The organism is Acinetobacter soli, from assembly GCF_000760595.1.
Classification (GTDB): Bacteria; Pseudomonadota; Gammaproteobacteria; order Pseudomonadales; family Moraxellaceae; genus Acinetobacter; species Acinetobacter soli.
In genome coordinates this window covers 21,615-43,999 of the sequence record NZ_BBNM01000002.1, presented here as the reverse complement: position 1 = coordinate 43,999, position 22,385 = coordinate 21,615, and the positions used below count along the sequence as shown (strand labels likewise).

The window sequence follows — 22,385 nt, the reverse complement described above, 5'->3', positions numbered from 1 at the left end:
GCGCGAGGTTCTTATGAACGAAAAGAAACAATCCCGTTTGCGTCGTGCGAAAAGCACACGCTTGCACATCCGTGCGTTGGGTGCGACTCGTTTGTGTGTAAACCGCACGCCGCGTCACATCTACGCACAAGTTATTTCAGCAGATGGTGGCAAAGTTTTAGCGCAAGCTTCTACTTTGGATACATCATTGCGTAGTGGTACTACTGGTAACGTTGAAGCGGCTACTAAAGTAGGTGCTTTAATTGCTGAACGTGCTAAAGCAGCTGGTGTTACTAAAGTTGCGTTTGACCGTTCTGGTTTTAAATATCATGGTCGTATCAAAGCCTTGGCTGATGCTGCTCGTGAAGGCGGCTTGGAGTTCTAATCATGGCGAAAGTTGAACAAAACGAAGGTCTCGTTGAGAAGCTGGTTGCCGTTGATCGTGTAGCCAAGGTTGTTAAAGGTGGTCGTATTTTCTCTTTCACAGCATTGACTGTTGTGGGCGACGGAAATGGCCGTGTAGGTTTTGGTCGTGGTAAAGCACGTGAAGTTCCAGCTGCTATTTCTAAAGCACTTGAAGCTGCTCGTCGTAACATGATTACAGTTGACCTTGCGGGTACTACTCTACAACACCCTGTGAATGCTCGTCATGGCGCAAGCCGTGTGTACATGCAACCTGCTTCTGAAGGTACTGGCGTAATTGCTGGTGGTGCTATGCGTGCCGTTTTAGAAGCTGCTGGTGTACATAACGTACTTGCTAAATGTTATGGTTCTACGAATGCTGCGAATGTAGTAAACGCGACTTTTAAAGGTTTGCGTGATATGACTTCTCCTGAGAAAGTTGCTGCAAAACGTGGTCTTTCAGTAGAACAAATTCAAGGGTAATCAATCATGAAAACGATTAAAGTTACCCAGATCAAATCTGCTTCGCATCGTTTGAAAAATCACAAACTTTGCCTACAAGGTTTAGGTCTGCGTCGTATTGGTCATACGGTAGAAGTACAAGATACTCCTTCAAACCGCGGTATGATCAACAAAGTCTACTATATGGTTAGTGTAGAGGAGTAAACCATGACTCTGCGTTTAAATGAACTTGCACCTGCAGAAGGTGCAAAACGTGACAACCGTCGTTTAGGTCGTGGTATCGGCTCTGGCGTTGGTAAGACTGGTGGCCGTGGTGTCAAAGGTCAAAAATCACGTAAGAGCGGTGGTGTACGCCCAGGCTTTGAAGGCGGTCAAACAGCGATTTATCGTCGTTTGCCTAAATTCGGTTTCACTAGCCAAATCGCTTTGAAAACTGCTGAAGTGCGTTTATCTGAACTCAACAAAGTGGAAGGCGAAGTTGTTAGCCTTGAAACTTTGAAAGCTGCGAACGTTGTTCGTCGTGACCAAGTTCGTGCACGTGTTGTTCTTTCTGGTGAAGTAACTCGCGCGTTTACTGTGCAAGGTGTTGCTTTGACTAAAGGCGCTAAAGCTGCAATTGAAGCTGCTGGCGGTAAAGTCGAGGAGTAATGCCGAGTGTCTATGTCTCCTAGTTCTTCAGGTCATGTCAACATGATGAAAGGACAGCCGTTTCACGTGAAATACCGTGAAATTATTCGCCGATTAATGTTCTTGATTGGTGCATTGCTGGTCTTTCGACTAGGAGCGCATATTCCGTTGCCGGGTATTGATAATGTAGCGCTAGCACGTTTTTTTAAAGCCAATGAAGGAACCTTCTTGGGTTTATTTAATATGTTCTCTGGCGGTGCATTAGAACGTATGTCAATTCTCGCACTAGGGATCATGCCGTATATTTCAGCATCGATTATCGTGCAGTTAATGTCTACGGTCGTTCCTTCGCTAGAAGCTTTAAAGAAAGAAGGCGAGCAAGGCAAGCGCAAAATTAATCAATACACGCGTTATGGCACCTTATTTCTTGCACTCGTGCAAGGTGTAGGGATGTGTGCTGGTCTGATTAGTCAGGGAATTACGCTGACTTCCGGACTAGCATTTTATGTTCCTGCGGTAACCTCTTTGGTTGCTGGAACGATGTTCCTAATGTGGTTGGGAGAACAAATTACCGAACGTGGTATTGGTAATGGTATCTCGATGATCATTTTTGCAGGAATTGTTGCAGGGTTACCCAATCAGGTAATTCAGGCCTTTACTTCTGTCCAAAATGGGCAGGGCAGTTTAATTGGAATTGCCGTATTTGCCTTGTTATCTCTTGCTGTCCTTGCAGCAATTGTGTTTATCGAAAAAGCACAACGACGCATTCCTGTTAACTATGCACAAAAGCAACAAGGTCGCCGGATATTCACTGCACAGCAAACGCATTTGCCATTGAAAATTAATATGGCTGGTGTAATTCCAGCTATTTTTGCAAGCTCATTGTTATTATTTCCAGCGAGCTTGGGTCAATGGTTAGGTAGTGCAGATCCGAATGCGGGTATTGTAAAGCGTAGCTTGCAAGATTTGGCACTCGTGTTATCGCCTGGACAGCCGTTGTATTTAATGCTGTTCGGTACGTTAATTATTTTCTTCTGTTATTTCTACACGGCACTGGTTTTCAGTCCGAAAGAAGTGTCAGAAAACTTAAAACGTAGCGGCGCATATGTACCTGGTATACGCCCAGGTGAGCAAACGGCTCGTTATTTAGATCATATTCTTAATCGTTTGACGTTTATTGGTGCGATTTATATTACTGTGGTGTGTTTGATGCCAATGATCCTACAGAATTCATTCGGTATTCCGTTCCATTTGGGCGGTACATCGTTGCTGATCGTAGTGGTTGTGGTGATGGACTTTATGGCTCAATTGCAAGCACATCTCACGTCTCATCAATATGACAATCAAACGTTAATGAGAAAAACGACTGCTCATCCTAAGGGATAAGCGCACTTAGAGGTTTCATCATGAAAGTACAAGCTTCTGTAAAGAAAATTTGTGGTAGCTGTAAAGTTATCCGTCGTAATGGGGTAATTCGCGTAATTTGTAGCGCAGAACCTCGTCATAAGCAGCGTCAAGGTTAATCTGATCAAGACCTGTTGATTTCAGTAGGCTAATTAGGTTAATATCCGCCCCTCAAAGATTTTTTGTGGGGCGGTTGATTATCTACTGCCTTTTTGGAGAAAGTGAATGGCTCGTATTGCCGGTGTAAACATTCCGGATAACAAGCATGCTGTTATCTCCCTCACGTATATTTTTGGTATTGGTCGCCACACTGCTAAGAACATCTTAGCTGCTGCTGGTATTGGTCAAACCACTAAAATCCGTGAGTTGGATGATGCTCAGCTTGATGCGATTCGTGCAGAAGTTGCTAAGGTTCCAACCGAAGGTGACTTACGTCGCGAAATTTCCATGAACATTAAACGTTTAATGGATTTAGGTTGCTACCGTGGCCTTCGTCATCGTCGCAGCTTGCCTGTCCGCGGACAACGCACCAAAACTAACGCACGTACCCGTAAAGGTCCGCGCAAACCGATTAAAAAGTAAGATTTCTGGAAGCTAAAAGATGGCTAAAGATACTCGCACACGCAAGAAGGTCACCCGTACCGTCTCTGAAGGTGTTGCACACATTCACGCGTCTTTTAATAACACCATTGTTACGATTACCGATCGTCAAGGTAATGCATTGGCTTGGGCCACCTCAGGTGGACAAGGCTTCCGTGGTTCACGTAAATCAACTCCGTTCGCTGCTCAGGTAGCTGCTGAAGTTGCTGGTAAAGCAGCTTTGGATTACGGTTTGAAAAACCTAGACGTCCTTGTAAAAGGTCCTGGTCCAGGTCGTGAGTCTGCGGTTCGTGCATTAGGCGCAGTGGGTTATAAGATCAACAGCATTACCGATGTGACTCCAATCCCTCACAACGGTTGCCGTCCACCTAAAAAACGTCGCGTGTAAGGAGAAACATTCATGGCTCGTTATATTGGTCCAAAATGCAAACTCTCTCGTCGCGAAGGGACAGACCTGCAGCTTAAATCTGGCGTTAAACCATTTGACGTCAAAACTAAAAAACATGCGAAAGCGCCTGGTCAACATGGCCAAGCTCGCGGTAAGCAATCAGAGTATTCACTACAATTACGTGAAAAACAAAAAGTACGTCGTATGTACGGTGTGTTAGAGCGTCAATTTAGTAATTACTATAAAGAAGCAGCTCGTGTTAAAGGCGCAACAGGTGAAAACTTGTTGAAATTGCTTGAAAGCCGCCTCGATAACGTTGTTTATCGCATGGGTTTTGGTTCTACACGTGCAGAAGCTCGTCAGTTGGTAAGTCACCGTTCAATCACTTTAAATGGCCGTCGTGTAAACATCGCGTCTATTCAAGTGAAAGCGGGTGACGTGATTGCAGTGCATGAAGGTGCTAAACAACAATTACGTATCAAAAACGCAATTGAATTAGCTGCTCAACGTGGTATTCCTGCTTGGATGGAAGTTGATCATTCTAAGCTTGAAGGTACGTTCAAAGCTGCGCCAGATCGTTCTGATTTGCCTGCTGAAATCAACGAAAGCTTGATTGTAGAATTGTATTCTAAATAATCCTTGAGGTAGCAATAAATGACGCGTACTGCAAACGAGTTTCTAACTCCGCAAGCGATCAAGGTCGAAGCGGTGAGCGGGACCTCGGCAAAAGTGATTCTGGAACCTTTAGAGCGTGGCTTTGGTCACACTCTAGGTAATGCTTTACGTCGCATTCTATTGTCTTCTTTGCCTGGCGCTGCTGTGGTTGAAGTTGAGATAGAAGGCGTCGAGCACGAGTACAGTACTTTAGAAGGCTTGCAGCAGGACATCGTCGAGCTCTTGCTGAACCTTAAAGGATTGTCTATTAAGCTGTTCGATCAAAATGAAGCATATTTGACATTAGAGAAACAAGGACCAGGCGACATTACTGCCGCTGATCTACGTTTACCTCATAATGTTGAAGTGGTCAATCCAGAACATCTTATTGGTACTTTGAGTGCTTCAGGTTCAATCAAAATGCGCTTGAAAGTATCTCAAGGTCGTGGTTATGAAACTTCTGACTCGCGTTTCCCGGAAGGCGAAACTCGCCCGGTAGGTCGCCTACAGTTAGATGCGTCGTACAGCCCGATCAAACGTGTTTCTTACACCGTTGAAAATGCGCGTGTAGAACAACGTACCGATCTAGATAAACTGGTTATCGATCTTGAAACCAACGGAACTGTAGATCCTGAAGAAGCAATCCGCAAAGCGGCAACAATCTTGCAACAACAAATTGCAATTTTTGTTGATCTTCAGAAAGATCAAGCACCTGTTGCTCAAGAACCTCGTGAAGAAGTTGACCCAATCTTGCTTCGTCCAGTAGATGATCTAGAGCTTACTGTTCGTTCTGCTAACTGTTTGAAAGCAGAAAATATTTACTACATTGGTGATCTTGTTCAACGTACTGAAGTTGAGTTGTTAAAAACTCCTAACCTAGGTAAAAAATCGTTGACTGAGATTAAAGATGTTTTAGCTTCGAAAGGCTTGCAACTCGGCATGCGTTTAGAAAACTGGCCACCTGCTAGTTTACGCATGGACGATCGCTTTGCCTATCGCAGCCGTTAATTAAGTAGGACTATCACCATGCGTCATCGTAATAGTGGTGTGAAATTAGGCCGTACAAGCAGCCATCGTAAAGCGATGTTTCAAAACATGGCAAATTCATTGTTTGAGCACGAGTTAATCAAAACAACTGTGCCTAAAGCGAAAGAATTGCGTCGTGTTGCTGAGCCTTTAATCACTCTAGCGAAAAACGATACTGTAGCAAACCGTCGCTTAGCGTTTGCTCGTACTCGTAATGCTGCAACTGTAGGTAAATTATTTACCGTACTCGGCCCTCGTTACAAAGAACGTAACGGCGGTTATCTACGTGTTCTTAAAGCGGGCTTCCGTGCTGGTGATGCAGCGCCGATGGCTTACGTAGAGCTAGTAGATCGCGAAGTAAACACTTCAGCAGAATAAGTTTCTTATTCAAAAAAAGATCGGTTTTTACCGGTCTTTTTTTATGCCTGTATATTTTGTCCTGTATTGACATGAAAACCCGATAAATGGTTCAAACTTGACATTGTGTATTGTCAAATTTGTGCTTTAATAAAGTTGAACTGTTTTCAAGGTTATAAAAACAACATGGAAAAGCACATTGATATCTTGATTGTGGGTGCAGGTATTTCTGGCATTGGAGTTGCCGCACACCTTTCAAAAAGTTCTCCTCAACGTCAGTTTGAGATCATTGAGCGTCGTGAGAGTATTGGCGGAACATGGGATTTATTCCGTTATCCGGGTATTCGATCAGATTCTGACATGTCAACTTTTGGTTTTAACTTCAAGCCATGGCAAAGTGCCAATGTGCTGGCCTCTGGTCCTGCCATTAAAAACTATCTGGCAGAAGTGGTCGATGAATATAAACTGGCTGAAAAAATTCATTTCAAACACCGCGTATTGTCTGCAAATTACGATTCTTTACAAAAAAAATGGTTTGTTGAAATAGAAGATGCGACACAAAAAAAACAGACGTGGATTGCGAATTTTATTGTGGGTTGCACGGGCTATTACAACTACGATCAAGGTTTTGCACCTGATTTCCCAAATAAGGAATCCTTCAAAGGTCAGTTACTTCATCCACAACACTGGCCAGAAAATCTAGATTATGCTGGAAAGAAAGTGGTGATTATTGGAAGTGGTGCCACTGCGATTACACTAGTGCCAGCCATGGTGAAGGGTGGAGCTGGACATGTCACGATGTTGCAACGTTCACCGACTTATATCGCTTCAGTTCCAGCCATCGATATGATTTATGATCGCATGCGCAAGATTTTGCCCGAAGATGTCGCCTATAAACTGACCCGTGCACGTAATATTGGTGTCCAGCGCGGCATTTATGCCTTGTCGCAAAAGCAGCCTAAGCTGGTGCGTCGACTATTACTGAAGTCGATCGAAATGCAGTTGAAGGGCAAAGTTGACATGAAACACTTTACACCTTCATATAATCCTTGGGATCAACGTTTGTGCGTCGTTCCTGATGGCGATTTATTTAAGATTTTGCGCTCTGGTCAAGCCAGTGTTGAAACCGATCAAATTCAAGAGCTGACTGAAACTGGTATTTTGTTAAAATCTGGGCAACATCTAGACGCCGATATTATTGTGTCTGCCACTGGGCTTGAGATTCAGATTTTGGGTGGTATTAAAGGCTCAATCGATGGTCAGCCATTGAATACCTCTAAATGCATGTTGTATCAAGGCGTGATGGTGAGTGATGTGCCAAATATGGCCATGATTATTGGTTACATCAATGCATCTTGGACTTTAAAAGTCGACATTGCTGCCGATTATATTTGTCGCTTGCTCAATTATATGGATCAGCATCATTACGATGAAGTTATACCAAAGGGTGATCAGGCAGAGCTGCTTGATGATACTGTGATGGGAAGCCTAACTTCGGGGTATATTGCCCGTGCGGCCAATGTGATGCCAAAGCAAGGTAAACATGCGCCTTGGAAAGTCACCAATAATTATTTAGCCGATCGTAAAGCTTTAAAACAGGCGCGTTTTGATGATGGTGTCTTGCAATTTCATACGACTACACCTGTGGAAGAGCGTAAGCCAAAACTGGTCTCGTAATAGAAGATGATCAAATTAAAAAAGGGGAGCACGTGTTTGCTCCCTTTTTTTATTAACTTAAATCAATAAACTTAAAGCGTTCGGGCAATTAATTCTTTCATAATTTCATTTGTTCCCGCATAAATACGATTGGCCCGGTTATCGATGTAAGCGCGTGCAATTGGATACTCCATCATGTAGCCGTAGCCGCCATGCAATTGTAAGCAATCATCGACCACTTTGGAGAACAGATCTGAAATTTTGTATTTGGCTGCCGCAGCTGCATCAATGCCAAGTTGATCGTCAAGCTGTAATTGCATGCAACGATCGAGATAGGCACGTCCAAAATCAATTTCTGTGCGCAATTCGGCCAGTTTGAAGCGTGTATTTTGAAAGCTTGCAATGGCTTTACCAAAGGCTTTACGGTCTTTGGTATATTGAACCGTGTGGGCAAATGCAGCCTCTGCACCGGCTTGGCAGATAATCGCCACCAGCATGCGCTCCCATGCCAGTTCTTTCATTAGCATGATAAAGCCCATACCTTCCATACCCAGCAGGTTTTCTTTGGGAACGCGGACGTTATCAAAAAATAGCTCACAGGTATCCTGACCTTTCATGCCAATCTTGTTTAACGGTTTGCCTTTACTAAATCCTGCACGGTTGGCTTCCACCATGATCAGCGATAAATTCGCAGAGCCTTTTTCGTTATGACCGGTTTTACACACCACAATGGCCATGTCACAAAGATAGCCGTTGGTAATAAAAATTTTAGAGCCATTGATTACATATTCATCGCCATCAAGTACTGCACTGGTGCGCACGGCTTGTAAGTCCGAGCCCGTACCCGGCTCAGTCATGGCAATGGCCGTCACAACTTCACCGCTCGCCATACGTGGCAACCACTGTTGCTTTTGTGCTTCATTACCAAAATTATTGATGTAATTGGCCACAATGTCGGAGTGTAAAGAAAAGCCGGTACTTGAATCCATGGCGTAGGCTTGTTCTTCAATCAAGATCATACTGTAGAGTCGATCCACTCCAGATCCACCATACTCTTCAGGCATAGTGGTACATAACAGGCCTAGAGCACCCGCTTTATTCCATAAATCCCGATCAACGTGTTGCTGTGCTTCATATTTTTCGATATTGGGAACCACTTCTTTTTCATAAAACTTGCGCACGGTTTCGCGAAATGCATTGTGTTCTTCATTAAACAATGCACGTGGTAGCATGGAGGGAATTGGACGAATGGCACCAGATTGCATGAGAAATCCTTTTTAAACTGTGTTGATTCTTTGTGCAGTAAATGCCAAATCGCTAGCTAGAGACAATGTGAAGAATGCTCAATCATGATCTGGAAATGATGAAATTGGTCAATCCATAAAAATCATTCCTCTATTGATAGATGCTTCGGGTAAACTATGAGGGCTTAATCAGAAAGGGGAAATATATGTCTGAAGATCTAACACTTGAAGAACGTAAAGTTATTTACCGTGCACGACGTGGCTTAAAAGAAATTGATGTGTACTTTGATCCGTATGTCAAACATCACTATCTGACAGCTGATCCGACAGAAAAAGCATTATTTGCCGAGCTGGTCGCGCAAGAAGATCCAGATTTACTCGACTGGTTTATGGAAGTGAGTGAACCACCTCAAGTTGAACTCAAGCATTTAATTGTAAAATTGAAACATTACGTGCATGGCTAAGCAGCCATATTTTGCGCTGAAACGAAGTAAGCTTGCCCTTTTGTTTCAGCTCATGATTTTCGGTTCAATCAGTGGATTGCTCTGGCAGATCTGTCCATTGTGGCTATGGTTGATACTTAATGTCCTTATGCTAATCAGCTTTGCGATGTTTTTACGTCGACCCAGAGTAATGGCGGTAGGGCAACTTGATCAGCAGTTATGGTCTTGCCACGCTTCTGATTCAGCACAGCCTTATTCAATTGTGCTAGAGCGCGTGATTGATCATGAGTTGTATATGATCTTACGCACAGTTCCCTCTCGCGCCTCCATGGTGATCTGGCGAGATCAGGTGATACAGCAAGACTGGAAGCGTCTGAAACGTCTGGCAAAGTTAGGTTGATTGTTTAACAATCTTAGGTAGCGACTTATAATTTTTTTGATATAAATCATATAAATAAGATAATTTAAAATAAAATTGTTCGGTCATCTTGCATAAAAAACTTAAAAAGTGTGAATTGTTAGACAATATTCTTCAATCTTCTTAAACCGATTCGCTAAAGTAGCCTTACCAACGCTCAATGTGAAGGAGGTCGAAATGATCGATATTCCAGCATGGTTGTTTCCAGTCATTGCCTTTGTTCTGGCGGTGATCGTAGGACGCGTGGGAACCGTAATCAAGGATTATTTACAACACCGATAGTCTCATTCTGGATTTGTCCAGTTTATAAGTAGCATGTGCTGAACCGTCGCAATGCTACTTTTTTTTGCCCAAAATTTATATATTTTTTGTCAAAATGCCAATTCATTCTACTTTAGATATGTCAAAGTATAGAAATGCAGCATCGCCTTTGACGCTTTGAAACGGATCATCCATCTGCTAATGTACGGCAAAAGCAAAACAATAAAATTACCTCGAGGAATGAGATATGTCGAATCTGCTTAAACTGGGTCGAGGACTGACCGCAGTGGTTGTTGCAACATCTGTACTCTCTGGATGTTCATATTTTATCAAATCGGGTGCGAACGTCGCCTTGAAGTTCGGTGAAAAACATATCGTACCGCCCATACTAAAGATGGATGATGTCGATATGGTCTGTAATGCTGGCAATAGCTTAACGCCCGTAGTGATGTCGACCAAAGACATGGGGGCAGATCCAACTCGCATGGCAGTGCTCCTTTATGCCGCTTCAGGCATGTGTGCAGAGCGTCAGGCATTAGAGCAAGAACTTCGCTATTTACGTGCATCCAAAGCAGGTCAGGTCTCTGAGGCTCAAGATGCCCGGATCGAACAAAAACGCTGGGCTGCCGTGGCAGCAGAAAGACAATATTCAGGATATCAACTGTTTGCAAAGCGCTGGGAGAGCAAGTACCACTATCATCTTGGCGAATCATGCCCAACCATGCGTAACGATCTAGATCAGACCATCTACTTATTAGGTTTGGTGAGTGGCTTGCAAGCCATTACCAATGACATCAACTCGGGTGGATCGGTAAATGTACCCAAAGATATCGCAGGTATTGTAGAGCGCAGCATGACCTGTCTGGACAATACCAAGTTTTGGGGCGCACCAAATGCAACCCGAGCCGTAATCTGGACATTATTGCCAGGGGCGGGAGATGGCAAACCAGATCCTTATACCACACTCAAACAATCTGCACAGATCGGTGAGCAAAAAGGAGTGCGTTTATCGCATGCCCTGTATGCGGTTGCAGCACAGGCCAGCGGTGATGACAGCAAGATTCGAGATGCTTTAAAAACTTATGATGCCTCACGTGCCGAAGATAAACCGGTGAATCCAGATTTCAAACTGATCGATGCCATGGCAGGTGTTATGGTTCAAAATATTTCGGATCGTTACTGGACCGAACATACAGGTATTCGTACCGATGACGGTGGTATGAGTACGTTCTGGGATGAGCAAAGTAAAGGATCATCTGACTTGGAAGATCTTTTTAATGCCGATGGTGCAGCTGCTGCCAGTCAACCTGCGGCAACGCCGAAAGCAGTGTCGTCGAAATAAGCCAATGCCTCTAATGATCTGTCGGCGATTTGACTGACGGTAGATCCCACAAGTATTCATGAGGGCGGCAAAGGAGGTCACATGAACAAACATCAATTTTGGATGTCCAGATTCATTTTTGTTGCGGTGTGTGCCTCTTTGTCTGCAAGCTTGCAGGTTTTTTCCGATGTCTTTATTTACTGGCGTGATAGTTTACCCAACGACTTCTGGCGATTCTGGACTGCGCATTGGGTACATGTCGGTTGGATTCATTTCATTTTAAATCTGCTGGCATTTGTGTGTTTACCCTTTATTTTTCCGCATGTTAACAATCGACAGTTGCTCATCTTGATTGTGACGATTTCACCCTGTATTAGCCTCGGATTTTATTATCTTATGTCCTATATCGAGGCCTATGCCGGTTTTTCGGGTGTACTGCATGGGCTCTATGTGGCCGTGGCATTGGTGTCGTTACGTTATCGCAAGGAGCGAAAATTTGCCGCATTGGTGTTGGCGCTGATTGTGCTCAAGGTAATCTGGGAAAATACATTTGGACAAACGGGTACGGCCCAATTGATTGGCAGTCCTGTTTTGATTGAATCACATTTGCTTGGAGCAATTGCTGGCGCTGCCGCAGGCGGACTTTATTTACTCTATACTCAATTTAAATTAGCAAAGAGTTGACACAAAACGCCTTTAAAAAAATCATTTGAGTCATTCTTATCTTGAACGGAGTGTTGCAAATTTAAACAAATATAACGTACGGCGGATGGGCGGATACCTACTGCCAAGGAACGCATGTTTATCGGTAGATAAACCTGACAATCAAAATAAAGTGGAATAGATATGCAAGAAAATCAACAACAAAGGTCTGGCCTAGGTCTGCTGGGTTATATCTGGAATGAATGGATTTCGACATTTGCCATCCTTATTTTGCTGTTACTGACCTTGATTGTCGGGACAGGAGAAATGATTCATGGGCAGCTATTGCGTATGGGTGAACGGCTCTATGGCGATCCGGCCACTGGAATGCAATATTCATTTTTACGTGCTGAACCACAAAAGCCGAGTTGCGATCGACATCCCAATATTGATGCGCAAGTTCAGGCGCAGATGAAAGCCAATAAAAACGATGAGTTTGCCGACTTCTTTGGTGCAGCATCCGAACAGGACGTTCGCGCATCACTTCTGGCGGCGCAGCAGTTGTGTGAAGAAAAATATCAGTTTTATGACAAGGCAATCGCGCATTTGGACAATCACCCAAGCTTACGGACTTATCGCGCACTTGAAACAGGATTTTTTGGGATATTTAAATTTGGCGTGGATAATCGTACGATTTTCCTTTTGATCATGGTGTTTTTTGCCGCGATTACAGCCAGTTTAAAAATTCATCATATTGGTTTGCGTAGCCCAAAATCAAAAATTGATTTTGTGGTGTACTCGATTGCAATGGTCATCGGGAATGCTTTGCTGACGCTATCGACCATCAGTCAGTATCATTCTTTAATCCAGTCCGGTGTGGCCATTACCCATGAAGCATTGGTGGTGTCTTGGCTATGGATTGGCTTATTTGGTATTTTGACATTGATCAGTGTATTTCAATTGTTTCGTATTCCTAAGCAGGCACAACCCGGAGGAAATATCGGCCTTGCCTTGCTCAGTGTACCGCTGTATGCCTATATGTCGATTTTGACGGGTCTAGCCTTTACCTTCTTTATGGATTACCCGATGGGGCAAGGGATTTACTTGGGAATTCTGGTCGAGTTTTCCGGGATTTTCCTAAATCTGGCGCTGTTTATCTGGGCGGGGATGCTACTGACCCAAACCCGAGTAATGGATCTGTTTCTGGATATTTTACGCCCGTGGAATCTGGCACCTGAAACCCTAACATGGCTAATTTTGCTGGCTGCTGCGATTCCAACCGCCTATACTGGAGCTTCTGGTATTTTCGTAATTGCAGCAGGGGCAATTATTTACAAAGAAGTCTGGAATTCGGGTGCACGCCGTCAATATGCGCTAGCTGTATCGGCAATGTCTGGCTCACTCGGGGTGGTGGTTCGACCATGTTTGCTGGTGGTTTTAATTGCCATGCTGGATAGCCGTCATGTCACCTCAGATGAATTATTCGATCATGGCTTTTATGTTTTCTGGTTGACTGCATTTATCTTTTTAGGCGTATCATTATTACTGGCCGATACAAAATTCCGCGTGAATTCGCCACGTGTAGCATTACCGAATATGCTGCGTGCTTGTATTCCGGTTATTCCATATATTGTGATTACGATTGTGGTACTGGCATTTTATAAATATGCACTCGATACCGGCATGAACGAATTTACCGCACCAGTGATTCTACCTTTGATTCTGATTGCGATTATTTTGTTTGATAAAACCCGTAAAGAGCCAAAATCTGTGCCTGTATTGGCTGAGCATGAATCTTTAATTAAGGAGCATGAAAAGAACTCGCCTTTTCTGCGTGAACATGGTGCGCAAAGCAGTCAGTATCGCCGTGGATTTGCCAGATCAATGCATTTCGCAACCGCTGAAACAGTAGGACACATTGGCGCCTTAATTATTTTGATGGCACTGTCTGCAAGTGTTGGTGGATTAATTGAACGTACCGAGATTGTCGAGTATTTACCGACTCACTTGGGCAGTATTACCATTTCATTGTTCTTTATTGCCATGTTGCTTGCGCTAATTGGTATGTGTACCGATCCATTTGGTGCAGTGATTTTGGTGGCAGCGACCATTGCGCCTGTGGCCTACGAAAATGGGATTCATCCTATTCATTTCTGGATGATTGTTTTGGTGGCTTTCGAGCTGGGCTATGTGACGCCTCCAGTGGCACTGAATCACTTACTGACGCGGCTGTCGGTGGGAGATGAAGAAGTCTCGGCAGCCGATAAGGAAGCCAAAGAAAAATACACCAGTTTTTATTATCGTTATGAACGCTGGTTGCTTCCGATTATGGTGTTGTTCCCCGCCTTAATGATTGTAACCTTTGCGCCTTATCTATTTAAAATGTTTGGCTGGTATTCATAAGCCCAATAAAAAAGCACCTTCGGGTGCTTTTTTATTGATTTAAGACTTAGTTCGTGGCTTGAACTGAATCACGCCCACTTCATCTGGCGCAGCCGGTTGTTCTGGCTCCTCCACATGAGTAGGACGATTTTCGGTGTAATCGCATTCGATACACTCGATCCATTCATGCTCATCTGTGGTTAACATGACCACGCGGTCCATTGCGCCACATTTGGGGCATTTTGCACCTGCAATGAATCGACGTTTCATGATTTACTCACCTTGCTTGATCTGGATGGATAAGTTTAAGCCGTTTGAGGGTCGTTCGTCCAACCTTGATGACGCAATAGCGCATCAATTTTGGGTTCACGACCACGGAAATTTACGAATGCATCCAGTGCAGTGTCCTTGCCACCAACGGCCAATATGGCCTTACGGAACTCTGCACCAGTTTGTGTATTGAAAATTCCTTCTTGCTCAAAGCGGTCAAATGCGTCGCTGGCCAGCACTTCTGCCCATTTATAGGAATAATAACCCGCTGCATAACCGCCAGCAAAAATATGGCTAAAACTGTGCTGGAAACGATTGTAAGCAGCAGTTGGCAGAACGGCAAATTCACGGCGAATCTGATCCAGCTCGGCTTGAATCTGACTGCTGGTTAATGCAGGTGTCTTGCGGTGAATCGTTAAGTCAAAGAGCGCAAATTCGATTTGACGTAAGGTTTGCATGCCAGACTGGAAAAAGCGTGCGCTGAGCAAGGCATTGAGTAACGCTTCTGGTAATTGGGCTTTGGTTTCGATATGTTCACTGAGCAGATTAAGACTTTGCTGATCCCATGTCCAAAACTCCATAAACTGGCTTGGCAGCTCGACGGCATCCCATGCCACCCCATGCGTGCCTGCAACTGAAATATTGTCGACTTCGGTCAGCATGTGGTGTAGGCCGTGACCAAACTCATGAAACAGCGTATTGACTTCATCATGTGTGAGCAGGGCAGGCTGTTTGCCAACTGGCGGCGTAAAATTACACACCATATAGCAGATTGGCTTTTGTAAGCCTTGTGCGCTTTGCATACGTGAGCGGAAACCACTCATCCATGCGCCACCACGTTTGCCGCTGCGCGCGTAGAGGTCGAAATAAAAACCTGCCAGCACTTGACCTTGGTCTTCAAGTTCGTAATAACGCACATCCGGATGCCAGACCGGCGCTTCACGTTCTACAATATCGACACCATATAAACGCTGCACAATCTGAAACAGACCTTGAATGATTTTAGGTGCAGGGAAGTAAGGTTTGAGTGCTTCTTGCGACAAATTAAACTGCTGCTGTTTCAGTTTTTCCGAGTAATAGCCGCTGTCCCACGGTTGTAGCTGATCGAGTCCGTCTTGACGTGCAATTGCAGTCAGTTCCTCAACTTCTTTTAGCGCAGGTGTGCGTGCATGCGCCGCTAGATCAACCAGAAAATCATGTACAGTGTCTACATCAGGTGCCATTTTACTGGCCAGTGAGTAAGCGGCAAAATTTTCAAAGCCCAAGAGCTGAGCCATTTCTTGGCGCAGTGTCAAGATCTCTTCCATTACCGCAGTATTATCGTACTCTGGATGATCGGCCTGATCCGAGGCGCGTGTCGTGTAAGCTTTATAGAGCGTTTCACGTAACTCACGATTTTCGGCATAGGTCATAATGGCCAGATAGGCAGGAAAATCTAGCGTCGCCACGGGCTGATTTAGTTCACGCTGTTGACCGTATTGTTTGAGCAATTCGATACTACTTTGCGGTAAACCTATAAGTTCCTCTTCAGACAGCGGTTTGAAATACGCTTGTGTGGCATCCAAAACATGATTGGAAAAGTCTGAAGACAATTGCGACAGGCGCGCCGAAATTTCTGCATAACGTGCTTTGTTGGCGCCTTCTAATGCGACACCTGAAAGTTTAAAGTCTCGTAAGGCCAACCGAATCGCGCTTTGTTCGGCAGCACTTAAACTTGAAAATTGACTGCTGTCGTGAAGCTGTTGATAGCTTTGATACAGCGCTGTGTGTTGACCCAACTGCGTATAATATTCACTCAAGCTCGGTAAAAGCGCCTGATAGACTTCACGCGTCTGAGCATTGTTCATCACGGCATTTAAGTGTGATAACACGCCCCAAGATTCGCTCATGGCATTTTCGAGCTGATCAAGCTGTTGTACCAGCGCATGTTGTGCGGCAAAGTCTGAAGGTGGCGTATCTAATTGATCGAGAAAGCGTTGACCTGCCTGAATATTTTTTTCGATATCTTGTTTGAGGGTGTCCAGTTGAATCTGGTCAAATTGAGGAACAGGTAAATGTGCTTTTTCTAATTGCATTGTCTTCGCCGTATCGAGTGAACTTACTTATAGATGTAAGGCTTCGAGCGCTGGAAATCAAGGATGCTTTATTTCTTTTTTGCTGGGTTAAAATAATCTTTACCTTATTTTGACGGCCTAGCATGTCAATGAATGCTAGGCCATCGTTGCCATAGACCTAAAATTAATCTGCAATTAGATTAATCACTTTTAGGTTTGGCATTGGACTTTTTCTTTTTGACTTTAGACTTTTTCTTGTCCTTTTCCGCTTTCACTGCGGTTTTGGACGAGGTTTTTTTCTTGCCCGTCTTTTTGGTATAAGAGCTTGGCTTGCTTTTGTCTTTTTTCTCGGAGCGTTGCTGTTCACGTGACTGTGTATCCGACGCACCATGAAACACCTGTTCAGTGGCTTGAGCTTTTGTAGTGCGCGGGGCACGGCTACGAATGATACGGCCGGCATGCGTGATTTGCTGCGTCAGTTCGAAATCGATTTTACGTTCATCAAGATTCACGCCTGCGACCTTGATTTTGACTTCGTCGCCCAAACCAAAGATTTGCCCACGATTTTGCCCCACAAGGCTCTGACTGGCTTGATCATAGATAAAGAAGTCATCGCCTAATTGGCTCACATGAATCATGCCATCGACATATAAATCTTTTAAGGTAACAAACAGCCCAAACTCGGTAACCGCGCTAATATTACCAATAAACTCTTCACCCAAATGTTGCTGCATATAATGACATTTAAGCCATGTGGTTACACTACGTGATGCCTCATCTGCACGACGCTCGGTACGTGAGAAATGCTCACCAGCTTCATCGAGCGCGGCACCCGAAAGTGGAGATGGTTTATGCTGTAAATGTGCTTTGAGTGCACGATGTAACAATAAATCCGGATAACGACGAATCGGTGAGGTGAAATGCGTATAGGCCTCATAAGCCAAACCAAAGTGTCCCGCATTTTTTGCACCGTAGTACGCCTGCATCATAGAGCGTAGCAACACAGAATGAATACTTGGCGCATCAATTCGGTCTTTAGTGGCTTCAATCACGCGCTGGTAATCGGCCTGTGTTGGCTGGTCTGGAAACGGAAGGCCGAGCAACTTAACAAAATCTTTAACTTTTTGAATGCGAGAGAACTCAGGTGGCTCATGTACACGATAAAGCATCGGAATATCATTGGCCAAGGCGTATTCAGCGGCTGCGACGTTGGCAAGCAACATGCATTCTTCAATCAGTTTATGTGCATCGTTACGGGTACGTGGCAAAATTTCGTTAATACCACCTAGAGCATCAAAGGTCATGTAGGTTTCAACCGTTTCAAACTCCATCGCATGACGTTTGGCACGCAAGTCTTTTAAAGTTTGATAGAGCTGAAACAGTGTATTTAGTGATTTTTGCACACTTTTGTCATTTGGAATCGCATCGGTTTGTCCCTCAAAATACCGCGCCACTTGGGTATAGGTGAGACGCGCTTTTGAATGCATGACGGATGGATAAAACTCATAGCTCATGACGCGTCCTGCACGCGATAGCTTGAGATCACACACCATACACAGACGATCGACATGCGGATTGAGCGAACATAAACCGTTCGAGAGTGCCTCTGGCAGCATCGGCAATACAAAATGCGGAAAATAGACCGATGTACCGCGTTCTTGTGCCTCATCATCAAGCGGTTTTCCAACACGCACATAATGGCTTACATCGGCAATTGCAACTACGACACGGTAGCCGCCGCCTGCGCGTTTTTCGGCATAAACGGCATCATCAAAGTCGCGTGCGTCTTCGCCGTCAATGGTAACCAGCGGTAGATCGCGTAAATCGATTCGACCTTCAATATCTTTTTTCGAGGGTTCTTTAAAACTCTCAGCTTCCTGAATCACTTCATCTGGAAACTCATACGGCAGACCAAATTCTAAAATCGTTTGCGGAATGATAATTTCAGTATCGGCTTTATCCGACATCGACTGCACAATGTGCCCAGTTGCAAACTCTTCACGTGTTGGATAATCATCAATTGCAATACGCAGATGATCGCCAACATTGACCTTGGCGTGCTCGACCAGTTCTTTTTCAAGCGGAATAGGCTGATGGGCATTTGGAGCACTTGGCTGTAAAAAATACTCGCCATCATGGACATTTAATTTACCAATCACCTGTTTCACACGGCGCTGCAATACTTCTGTGATAAAGCCCCATGCTTTGCCTTTACGATCGACAGAGCTTTGACGCACAGTCACGCGATCACCATTGAAAACCAAACGGAGTTCACGTTCAGGCAAGAGTAAATCGGTTTGTCCGTCGATATGCGCCGAACCTAAACCTTTGGCATTGATATATACGGTGGCATCAAACGTAGGTTGCTCACCAATGAGCTGGAATCTGAAACCATCTTTTGCCAGCTGACCATCACGCACCATGGCAATCAGACGATGGCTCAAGGCATCAATACTTTTTTGATCAAAAATATCAAAATGCTCGACCAGCTCGGCATGAGACTGCGGCGTATTCAATTGTTCTAATGTGCTAAGAATAAGGGTTCGGCTAGGAATAGGATTATCGTAACGTTCAGCTTCCGCTTTTGCTTCAGGATCGATCCAGTTTTTCATAATTTCGTTTGACTTCATAACAGAAGATAAGTTTAGCATACGTCATCGCATTACATACTGCACGTAATGGATTGCAAGATTGTGTGATGCCTGTTTGGGCCGAATACATTCGTGCTTATCGCTATAGTAGCAAGCCCAGTGCATGAAAATACTCAAATTAATGTGGTTTTTGTTTAAAAAATAGATGATTGGATAAAAAACTAAGAAAAATTAGAAGTGATGACTTGCAGTCATGGGCTTTAGTTTGTATTATGGCGGCTCGTTACGGTGAGATGGGTGAGTGGCTTAAACCACATCCCTGCTAAGGATGCGTACGGGTAACTGTACCGAGGGTTCGAATCCCTCTCTCACCGCCACTTTACTTAATGCGCTCATAGCTCAGCTGGATAGAGCACTTGGCTACGAACTAAGGGGTCGGGAGTTCGAATCTCTCTGAGCGCACCAAGTAAAATATTGCAAAAGTAACGAACGCCGAAAGGCACACAAGTAATGCGCTCATAGCTCAGCTGGATAGAGCACTTGGCTACGAACTAAGGGGTCGGGAGTTCGAATCTCTCTGAGCGCACCAACTTGAAGAATTAACCGCTTAATTGCGGTTTTTTTGTGCCTGAAATTTGGCTATATGACGTGTTACTTATACGCCATAAAAAAACCGCCTACATCAAGCAGGCGGCTGGGTTGTTCAAGGTTTAAATGGGTTTAAACCACGCTTAAGTTTTGATCAAAGAGCTGATCGAGCAAATTGGTTACGCTGCTCAAGCCTTGACTTGTACTGGTGACTGAACCAAGCGATGAGGTCACACCGCCTAATAGATCTGTTAGGCCACCAAGGGAAGCACTTGAACCTGTCGCAGAAGTTGAAATGCTTTCGAGACTGTTTAAGAGTGTCTCGACCACATCGAGAGTACTGTCTGCGGCGACATCGACAATATCAACAAGTGCATGTGCAGTATCCGCTGTTACTTCGGCAGTACTGACCACCAATGTTTCACCCACATCAATTAATCCATGGACAGCATCACTTACACTGCCCAGCACATCGGTTAATGTATCAAATGAGCCAACACTGCCTGCACCCGCAAGACCGCCCAATAAATCCGTGACGGCTTCAAGTGGGTTGCCTGATGTGCCGCCAGCAAGTCCACCTAATAAGTCGGTCACAGATTCAAGCGGATTGCTGTCGATTCCACCTGCGAGGCCAGATAAAATCCCTGTTGCACTCGTGCCACTATCGACTAGTGTCGCCGCAACCCCTGTTAATGCATCACTGACTGCTGTTGGATTCAGGTCGAGTGCACCAGAAACAGCATCCAAAACACCATTGACGGTCGCTTCAGAAGTTTCAAAAGTTAAAGTACCTAAATCCGCCAATGCTGAAATTTGGTCAGCAGCTTGAGGCAAAATATGAATACCAGAACTTTCTAAAGTATCGATCGTGGAGGTAATGATATCGGTTTTGAGTGATTCTAGCCCTTGAAGTGCATCGATTCCAGTTTGCAATGGTGCGGTTACACTACTTAATGCACCTGTTAAGGTACTTAATGGATCGCTGGATGTTCCACCCGTAATACCGCCCAATAAATCCGTGACAGCTTCTAGTGGATTACCTGATGCACCGCCAGTTAGTCCACCTAATAAATCCGTGACAGCTTCTAGTGGATTACCTGATGTACCGCCAGTGAGTCCGCCTAATAAATCGGTCACAGACTCAAGTGGATTGCTGTCAAGTCCACCTGCGAGGCCGGATAAAATCTCCGTGGCACTTGTGCCACTGTCGACCAATGTCGCCGCAACCCCTGTTAACGCATCACTGACTGCAGTTGGATTGAGGTCGAGCACACCCGAAACGGCATCCAAAACACCATTGACTGTGCTTTCAGAGGTTTCAAAAGTCAGTGTACCCAAGCCAGCCAATGCTGAGATCTGCTCGGCAGCCTGAGGCAAAATATTGATGCCAGAGCTGGCCAGAGTGTCAATCGTGGAGGTAATAATATCGGTTTTCAATGACTCCACGCCTTGAAGTACATCGATTCCGGTTTGCAATGGTGCGGTCACGCTACTCAATGCGCCTGTAAGAGTACCGAGTGGATTCCCTGAACCTCCACCTGCAAGGCCGCCTAATAAATTGGTGACAGTTTCGAGTGGGTTTCCTGATGTGCCACCAGTAACTGTACCCAATAAATCGCTGACCACGCTGGTTGGTGCTGTAGGTAAACTTGTTACCACGGAGCTAATGGTGGTTGGTAGTGTGGAAATACTACTCGCAACCGCAGTTACTGTGGTCGATAAAGACAAAGAAAGATTCAGCGAACCTTCCGATGACGCACTTGATTGACTGGTAACAGCATTACCCAGGTCGAGAGTAATTTTTGAAATAGATGAAACGAGAGCTTTAAGAAACATGAGTGTGCATTCCTATTTGTGCAATTCTTATACATTTTTTGGTTAACTGTAAATTTAATCTTGTTTTGTGTCTTTATTGCGAATGATGTATCGGTCTATTTGTTAACCATGACTCAGTATTGGCTATGTATAAAAAACAGTCAACAAAATCTTAAAATTAAGAAAAAGCGGCACCTGAGCCAATTTTAAAAAAAGAATCTGAGAAAAATTTAACCGATGAATTAAAGCTCTTTTGAATAAAAATTGATAAGTTTAAGTGATTTAATCCCATGTCTATAATGCAATTTTTCTTTTAAGGCGGTGAAATATTTATTTTATTTTTGGCAGTAAGGTCAATTTTATTATTTTGAATACTTTTACTTGATTAATTTTTTAGTACTAAGCTTATTCAAGTTCTCACTTTATTTTGTTAATGCATTGAAAATGAATAAATTCTGCTTTTGTAAGAATTTATGACAAAATTTGTACAGCAGAGATTAAGTTAAGGGTATTAGCGTTTGAGCGATAACGGTACATAGGCTGAAAATGCTAAAGCGGCTATAAAAAAGTATCCATACGCATCAATATGGGCTTATTCGTTTAAGAACTGAACGGTTGACTCTGTTTTATGAAAAAACTACTTATCAAAAACTAAAAAACACGTATAATGCGCTCCATCAAGTACGCGCTCATAGCTCAGCTGGATAGAGCACTTGGCTACGAACTAAGGGGTCGGGAGTTCGAATCTCTCTGAGCGCACCACTTGAAGAATTAACCGCTTAATTGCGGTTTTTTTGTGCC

Annotated in this window: 22 protein-coding genes and 4 tRNA genes; 21 read left to right on the top strand and 5 right to left on the bottom strand. The window is 44.2% G+C overall.

What is annotated here, in order from left to right; genetic code table 11:
* The first annotated feature begins 13 nt into the window (after positions 1-13).
* The 12 genes from rplR (at position 14) to Aso01_RS02545 (ending at position 7,576) form a co-directional block, all read left to right on the top strand.
* The gene (gene rplR, locus Aso01_RS02600; protein WP_004924139.1) at positions 14-364 is read left to right on the top strand and encodes a 50S ribosomal protein L18; all 351 of its coding nucleotides are present in this window, start codon (positions 14-16) and stop codon (positions 362-364) included.
* Positions 365-366: 2 nt separating this feature from the next.
* On the top strand, positions 367-864 hold the full coding sequence (rpsE, locus tag Aso01_RS02595) for a 30S ribosomal protein S5 (RefSeq protein ID WP_004657688.1): 498 nt from the start codon (positions 367-369) through the stop codon (positions 862-864).
* A gap of 6 nt (positions 865-870) precedes the next feature.
* Positions 871-1,047: a 50S ribosomal protein L30 gene (gene rpmD, locus Aso01_RS02590; protein ID WP_004924142.1), complete on the top strand. Its 177-nt coding sequence runs from the start codon at positions 871-873 to the stop codon at positions 1,045-1,047.
* Positions 1,048-1,050: 3 nt separating this feature from the next.
* On the top strand, positions 1,051-1,491 hold the full coding sequence (gene rplO / locus Aso01_RS02585) for a 50S ribosomal protein L15 (RefSeq protein WP_004934550.1): 441 nt from the start codon (positions 1,051-1,053) through the stop codon (positions 1,489-1,491).
* A 45-nt stretch (positions 1,492-1,536) separates the two neighbouring features.
* On the top strand, positions 1,537-2,856 hold the full coding sequence (secY, locus tag Aso01_RS02580) for a preprotein translocase subunit SecY (protein ID WP_171063726.1): 1,320 nt from the start codon (positions 1,537-1,539) through the stop codon (positions 2,854-2,856).
* A gap of 20 nt (positions 2,857-2,876) precedes the next feature.
* Entirely contained in the window at positions 2,877-2,993 is a 117-nt protein-coding gene (rpmJ, locus tag Aso01_RS02575; RefSeq protein ID WP_000867907.1) for a 50S ribosomal protein L36, read from the top strand.
* Positions 2,994-3,099: 106 nt separating this feature from the next.
* Positions 3,100-3,456: a 30S ribosomal protein S13 gene (gene rpsM, locus Aso01_RS02570; RefSeq protein WP_004934556.1), complete on the top strand. Its 357-nt coding sequence runs from the start codon at positions 3,100-3,102 to the stop codon at positions 3,454-3,456.
* 19 nt (positions 3,457-3,475) lie between these two features.
* Positions 3,476-3,862, top strand: coding sequence for a 30S ribosomal protein S11 (gene rpsK, locus Aso01_RS02565; RefSeq protein ID WP_001040166.1), 387 nt, complete (start codon positions 3,476-3,478; stop codon positions 3,860-3,862).
* 12 nt (positions 3,863-3,874) lie between these two features.
* A complete protein-coding gene (rpsD, locus tag Aso01_RS02560; protein ID WP_004934559.1) occupies positions 3,875-4,498 on the top strand; it encodes a 30S ribosomal protein S4 in 624 nt (207 codons plus the stop codon).
* An 18-nt stretch (positions 4,499-4,516) separates the two neighbouring features.
* A complete protein-coding gene (locus Aso01_RS02555; RefSeq protein WP_004924164.1) occupies positions 4,517-5,524 on the top strand; it encodes a DNA-directed RNA polymerase subunit alpha in 1,008 nt (335 codons plus the stop codon).
* 18 nt (positions 5,525-5,542) lie between these two features.
* A complete protein-coding gene (gene rplQ, locus Aso01_RS02550) occupies positions 5,543-5,920 on the top strand; it encodes a 50S ribosomal protein L17 (RefSeq protein WP_004934563.1) in 378 nt (125 codons plus the stop codon).
* A gap of 165 nt (positions 5,921-6,085) precedes the next feature.
* Positions 6,086-7,576, top strand: a complete 1,491-nt coding sequence (locus tag Aso01_RS02545) for a flavin-containing monooxygenase (RefSeq protein ID WP_004934566.1) — start codon at positions 6,086-6,088, stop codon at positions 7,574-7,576.
* Between the two features lie 71 nt (positions 7,577-7,647).
* Here Aso01_RS02545 and Aso01_RS02540 read toward each other — a convergent pair whose 3' ends face one another.
* Positions 7,648-8,820, bottom strand: a complete 1,173-nt coding sequence (locus Aso01_RS02540; RefSeq protein ID WP_004934569.1) for an acyl-CoA dehydrogenase family protein — start codon at positions 8,818-8,820, stop codon at positions 7,648-7,650.
* Positions 8,821-9,005: 185 nt separating this feature from the next.
* Between Aso01_RS02540 and Aso01_RS02535 the strand changes: the two genes are divergently transcribed.
* The 5 genes from Aso01_RS02535 to Aso01_RS02515 all read left to right on the top strand — a co-directional run bounded on the left by Aso01_RS02535 (position 9,006) and on the right by Aso01_RS02515 (position 14,287).
* Positions 9,006-9,263 carry an FAD assembly factor SdhE gene (locus Aso01_RS02535; protein WP_004934571.1) on the top strand — a complete coding sequence of 86 codons (258 nt, stop codon included), beginning with the start codon at positions 9,006-9,008 and terminating at the stop codon, positions 9,261-9,263.
* A complete protein-coding gene (locus Aso01_RS02530) occupies positions 9,256-9,642 on the top strand; it encodes a hypothetical protein (RefSeq protein ID WP_004934574.1) in 387 nt (128 codons plus the stop codon). The genes Aso01_RS02535 and Aso01_RS02530 overlap by 8 nt, the downstream gene beginning before the upstream one ends.
* Before the next feature lie 526 nt (positions 9,643-10,168).
* Entirely contained in the window at positions 10,169-11,263 is a 1,095-nt protein-coding gene (locus tag Aso01_RS02525; protein ID WP_004934582.1) for a hypothetical protein, read from the top strand.
* An 81-nt stretch (positions 11,264-11,344) separates the two neighbouring features.
* A complete protein-coding gene (gene rrtA, locus Aso01_RS02520) occupies positions 11,345-11,926 on the top strand; it encodes a rhombosortase (protein ID WP_004934586.1) in 582 nt (193 codons plus the stop codon).
* A gap of 162 nt (positions 11,927-12,088) precedes the next feature.
* Positions 12,089-14,287, top strand: a complete 2,199-nt coding sequence (locus Aso01_RS02515) for a TRAP transporter large permease subunit (protein WP_004934588.1) — start codon at positions 12,089-12,091, stop codon at positions 14,285-14,287.
* 39 nt (positions 14,288-14,326) lie between these two features.
* Here Aso01_RS02515 and Aso01_RS02510 read toward each other — a convergent pair whose 3' ends face one another.
* From Aso01_RS02510 to rnr, 3 genes are all read right to left on the bottom strand, one after another.
* Positions 14,327-14,536 (bottom strand): YheV family putative zinc ribbon protein, encoded by a 210-nt coding sequence (locus Aso01_RS02510; RefSeq protein WP_004934591.1) that lies wholly within the window; start codon positions 14,534-14,536, stop codon positions 14,327-14,329.
* A gap of 35 nt (positions 14,537-14,571) precedes the next feature.
* On the bottom strand, positions 14,572-16,611 hold the full coding sequence (locus tag Aso01_RS02505) for a M3 family metallopeptidase (protein ID WP_004934595.1): 2,040 nt from the start codon (positions 16,609-16,611) through the stop codon (positions 14,572-14,574).
* 179 nt (positions 16,612-16,790) lie between these two features.
* Positions 16,791-19,205 (bottom strand): ribonuclease R, encoded by a 2,415-nt coding sequence (gene rnr, locus Aso01_RS02500; RefSeq protein ID WP_212749825.1) that lies wholly within the window; start codon positions 19,203-19,205, stop codon positions 16,791-16,793.
* A gap of 263 nt (positions 19,206-19,468) precedes the next feature.
* On the opposite strand from rnr, the gene Aso01_RS02495 reads away from it, so the two are divergent.
* The 3 genes from Aso01_RS02495 to Aso01_RS02485 all read left to right on the top strand — a co-directional run bounded on the left by Aso01_RS02495 (position 19,469) and on the right by Aso01_RS02485 (position 19,770).
* Positions 19,469-19,558, top strand: a tRNA-Ser gene (locus Aso01_RS02495).
* An 11-nt stretch (positions 19,559-19,569) separates the two neighbouring features.
* A tRNA-Arg gene (locus Aso01_RS02490) sits at positions 19,570-19,646 on the top strand.
* 47 nt (positions 19,647-19,693) lie between these two features.
* A tRNA-Arg gene (locus Aso01_RS02485) sits at positions 19,694-19,770 on the top strand.
* Between the two features lie 131 nt (positions 19,771-19,901).
* On the opposite strand, the gene Aso01_RS02480 is transcribed toward Aso01_RS02485, so the two are convergent.
* On the bottom strand, positions 19,902-21,605 hold the full coding sequence (locus Aso01_RS02480; protein ID WP_004934601.1) for a hypothetical protein: 1,704 nt from the start codon (positions 21,603-21,605) through the stop codon (positions 19,902-19,904).
* A gap of 664 nt (positions 21,606-22,269) precedes the next feature.
* Between Aso01_RS02480 and Aso01_RS02475 the strand changes: the two genes are divergently transcribed.
* Positions 22,270-22,346, top strand: a tRNA-Arg gene (locus Aso01_RS02475).
* The last annotated feature ends 39 nt before the right edge of the window (positions 22,347-22,385 follow it).

Bases quoted from the DNA above. Each gene is read 5' to 3' on its own strand.
- rplR (WP_004924139.1), top strand. From the start codon at position 14: ATGAACGAAAAGAAACAATCCCGTTTGCGTCGTGCGAAAAGCACACGC.
- rpsE (WP_004657688.1), top strand. From the start codon at position 367: ATGGCGAAAGTTGAACAAAACGAAGGTCTCGTTGAGAAGCTGGTTGCC.
- rpmD (WP_004924142.1), top strand. From the start codon at position 871: ATGAAAACGATTAAAGTTACCCAGATCAAATCTGCTTCGCATCGTTTG.
- rplO (WP_004934550.1), top strand. From the start codon at position 1,051: ATGACTCTGCGTTTAAATGAACTTGCACCTGCAGAAGGTGCAAAACGT.
- secY (WP_171063726.1), top strand. From the start codon at position 1,537: ATGAAAGGACAGCCGTTTCACGTGAAATACCGTGAAATTATTCGCCGA.
- rpmJ (WP_000867907.1), top strand. From the start codon at position 2,877: ATGAAAGTACAAGCTTCTGTAAAGAAAATTTGTGGTAGCTGTAAAGTT.
- rpsM (WP_004934556.1), top strand. From the start codon at position 3,100: ATGGCTCGTATTGCCGGTGTAAACATTCCGGATAACAAGCATGCTGTT.
- rpsK (WP_001040166.1), top strand. From the start codon at position 3,476: ATGGCTAAAGATACTCGCACACGCAAGAAGGTCACCCGTACCGTCTCT.
- rpsD (WP_004934559.1), top strand. From the start codon at position 3,875: ATGGCTCGTTATATTGGTCCAAAATGCAAACTCTCTCGTCGCGAAGGG.
- Aso01_RS02555 (WP_004924164.1), top strand. From the start codon at position 4,517: ATGACGCGTACTGCAAACGAGTTTCTAACTCCGCAAGCGATCAAGGTC.
- rplQ (WP_004934563.1), top strand. From the start codon at position 5,543: ATGCGTCATCGTAATAGTGGTGTGAAATTAGGCCGTACAAGCAGCCAT.
- Aso01_RS02545 (WP_004934566.1), top strand. From the start codon at position 6,086: ATGGAAAAGCACATTGATATCTTGATTGTGGGTGCAGGTATTTCTGGC.
- Aso01_RS02540 (WP_004934569.1), bottom strand. From the start codon at position 8,820: ATGCAATCTGGTGCCATTCGTCCAATTCCCTCCATGCTACCACGTGCA.
- Aso01_RS02535 (WP_004934571.1), top strand. From the start codon at position 9,006: ATGTCTGAAGATCTAACACTTGAAGAACGTAAAGTTATTTACCGTGCA.
- Aso01_RS02530 (WP_004934574.1), top strand. From the start codon at position 9,256: ATGGCTAAGCAGCCATATTTTGCGCTGAAACGAAGTAAGCTTGCCCTT.
- Aso01_RS02525 (WP_004934582.1), top strand. From the start codon at position 10,169: ATGTCGAATCTGCTTAAACTGGGTCGAGGACTGACCGCAGTGGTTGTT.
- rrtA (WP_004934586.1), top strand. From the start codon at position 11,345: ATGAACAAACATCAATTTTGGATGTCCAGATTCATTTTTGTTGCGGTG.
- Aso01_RS02515 (WP_004934588.1), top strand. From the start codon at position 12,089: ATGCAAGAAAATCAACAACAAAGGTCTGGCCTAGGTCTGCTGGGTTAT.
- Aso01_RS02510 (WP_004934591.1), bottom strand. From the start codon at position 14,536: ATGAAACGTCGATTCATTGCAGGTGCAAAATGCCCCAAATGTGGCGCA.
- Aso01_RS02505 (WP_004934595.1), bottom strand. From the start codon at position 16,611: ATGCAATTAGAAAAAGCACATTTACCTGTTCCTCAATTTGACCAGATT.
- Aso01_RS02480 (WP_004934601.1), bottom strand. From the start codon at position 21,605: ATGTTTCTTAAAGCTCTCGTTTCATCTATTTCAAAAATTACTCTCGAC.